The 2,741-nt window shown below is 64.9% G+C and carries 2 protein-coding genes; one reads left to right on the top strand and one right to left on the bottom strand.

Features of this window, described 5'->3' with window-relative positions; all coding sequences use genetic code 11:
* Positions 1-439 (top strand): dethiobiotin synthase (bioD, locus tag HUK84_RS14375; protein ID WP_176640899.1); only part of this gene is annotated, 439 nt, incomplete at its 5' end.
* An 81-nt stretch (positions 440-520) separates the two neighbouring features.
* Here bioD and HUK84_RS14370 read toward each other — a convergent pair.
* Positions 521-2,566: a TonB-dependent receptor gene (locus tag HUK84_RS14370; RefSeq protein ID WP_176640900.1), complete on the bottom strand. Its 2,046-nt coding sequence runs from the start codon at positions 2,564-2,566 to the stop codon at positions 521-523.
* Between the last annotated feature and the right edge of the window lie 175 nt (positions 2,567-2,741).

Below are 2,741 nucleotides of genomic sequence, written 5' to 3'. Positions count from 1 at the left end.
GCTCTCGCCCCTCGACGCGGCCGAACTGGCCGGCACGCCGCTCGACGTCTCCGGCATCGCCTTGCCCCCGCCCGCCGATCCCCGCCCCCTGGTGGTCGAAGGGGCAGGGGGCGTCATGGTCCCCGTCACGACGGACTGCATGATGATCGACCTGATCGCCCGCTTCGCCCTGCCGGTCATCCTGGTCGCGCGCAGCGGGCTCGGCACGATCAACCACACGCTGCTGACCTTGCAGGCCCTGCGCGAACGCGGCATCGCCGTGGCGGGCGTCGTGCTCAACGGCCCGCCCTCCGCCGCCGCTCGGCGGGCAGTCACCCAATTCGGCCACACCCGCATCCTGGCCGAATTCCCCCATCTGGACCTGATCGGCCCGGATCAGGTCGAAACCCTGGCCCGCACGCTGCCCGATTTCGCGACCATCTGGCACACGCGGGACTAAAAGGGGGGGCGGGACGGAGCATCAGCCCTGTCCCGCTCCGGCACGCGCCAGAAATTATTCAGAAAGTTATTCAGAAATTATTCAAAAATTATACCGCAGGTCGCAGCCAACCCAGCGCGGCGTCTGCAGATACTGCACCCGGCTATTGTCGCTGCCGGTGAAGGAATAGGTGTCGCCATGCTTGTCCAGCATGTTGTCGACATAGAGTGCGGCGGTCCATCTGCCGCTCTTCGGCCCCACTTCCATGCGCATGCCGAACGAACTGATCTTGCTGGTCTTTCCGTTCGGATCGCCCAGCGCGACCAGCATATTGTCCTTCCACGTATAGCTCGCCTGCACCGTCACGCGATAACGCGGCCCGGCATCGATCCCGTAGCGCGCCACCGCATCCCACGAGAATCGCGGCGCGAACGGGATGGCCGAATGCGCCGTGACGTTCGACAGCAGCGGCAGCCCGCCGATATTGGTGACCGGCGTGATCGCCTGCGCATCCAGATAGGCGAACGACCCGCGTAGGTCCAAATTCGGGACCAGTTCGTGCAGCGTGCCCGACATCTCGCCGCCGCGCGAGCGGGCGCGCGGGATCGGCCCCAGGCTCAGCGAGGTAATCCCCCGCGGCATCTCGGCCACGAACAGGGTCTGGCGGTTATGATATTCATAATCGAACAGCGCCCCTTCGATCTGCACCCTGTTGCGCAGCAGGCTGGTCTTGGCGCCGATCTCATAGGCGGTCAAATTCTCCGGCCGCACGTAATCCAGCGCCTGCGGCGCGGTCACGGGGGCGGCGAAATACGCGCCGGCCTTATAGCCGTTGGAAATCGTGCCATAGACGAGCGTCCCCGGCATGATCGTATAGCGCAGGCCCACCCGGCCGGTCAGGCGCCCATAATCATGCGCCGTGTTCAGGTACGACAGGTGCGAACCCGCAACCCCCGTGACGGCGCCGGAATCGTCGATCGTGCCCCCGTCGAACCCGCGGCTGTCATAGGACATGCGCCCGGCCGCGATGAAATCCAGCCCCTTGACGATATTGGTGACCGTGTTGGCGTACAGCCCCGCCGATATGTTCTGCTGCACGAACCGGTCCGTCAGGTTCGCGTTCGGCGCCCCCAGCAGAAAGGCGCGATAGCTCGTATAGGCGCCGTCGATCCTGTCCCAGGACTCGTACGTCCCCACCGTCACGGTCAGGCGCCGCGCCAGGCGCATGCGCAGATGCATGTCGTGCGACTGCACGATCGCGGTGTCGTTCCAGCGATAATCGCCGACATGGACGGATTCGCCGTCATAATTGTCGTAATCGTCGCGCCGGTAGAAATCGATCCCGGTGGCCGAGGTAAAGGTGCCGAAATCGAACGCACGCGTATAGTTGACGCCGATCCCCCCGCCATTCTCGTCGCGCGACGCCGCATTGTCACCGACATTGACCGCGTTGGCCCTGGCATTCGGCCCCACGCCGATCGTGCGGTCGGGCAGGCCGTTGACCGCGTCGCCATCCACGTCCTGCGGCGAGACCGGGGTTCCCCTGTCGCGGATATAATGGATGTTCAGCATCAGCGACGACCGGTCGTCGATGACGAACTGGGTCAGGTTGCGCAGCCCCAGCAGATCCTGCGCGCCGTACAGCCGGCCGGTATGGATATCGTGCTGCCAGCCATCCCCGTTGATATAGCTGAAGGCGAAACGGTTATAGATATTGTCCGCAACCGGCACGTTGACGGCGCCGCGCGCGGTATTGGTGCCATAGCTGCCATAGCCCCAGTCCAGATACCCGCCGAAACGGCCGGTCGGCTTGATGGATTCCACATTGATGCTGCCGCCGGTCGTGCTGCGGCCATATTCGAACCCCTGCGGCCCCTTCTCGACGCTGACGGTCTGCACGTCGAACATCTGGCCGTTATAGAACACCGGATAGGGCGCGAAGACCCCGTCGAGATAGATCCCGATCCCGCCCATGTTGGTGCCGATATAATCGTCCAGCCCGATGCCGCGGATCGAGAAGATCGGTGTGCTGCCCGACGTCGCGTTCACCGCCGTGACCCCGGGCACGAAGGCCGCGATCTCCTTGGGGCTGACGATATGCAGTTCCTGCAATTCGCGGCCGCTGATGGTGTTGACCGTATTGGCCATCGTATGAAACCGCGCCGTCCGCGCGCTGGTGACCGTAATCGCTTCCAATGTCGGCCGCCGTACCGCACGGCCCACCGCCCGGCCCACCGCAAGGCCAGGCCGTGCGGGGTGCCCCAAGGCTGGGGCGGCATGCAGGGCGGAAGGTGGGGCGGAAGGCGGGCCGGAACGCAGAACG

The organism is Nguyenibacter vanlangensis (assembly GCF_013376155.1).
Lineage (GTDB): Bacteria > Pseudomonadota > Alphaproteobacteria > Acetobacterales > Acetobacteraceae > Gluconacetobacter > Gluconacetobacter vanlangensis.
This window is presented reverse-complemented; position numbering and strand designations above follow the sequence as displayed.

Excerpts from the sequence above, each read along its gene's own strand:
- HUK84_RS14370 (WP_176640900.1), bottom strand. The coding sequence starts at position 2,566 with ATGGCCAATACGGTCAACACCATCAGCGGCCGCGAATTGCAGGAACTG.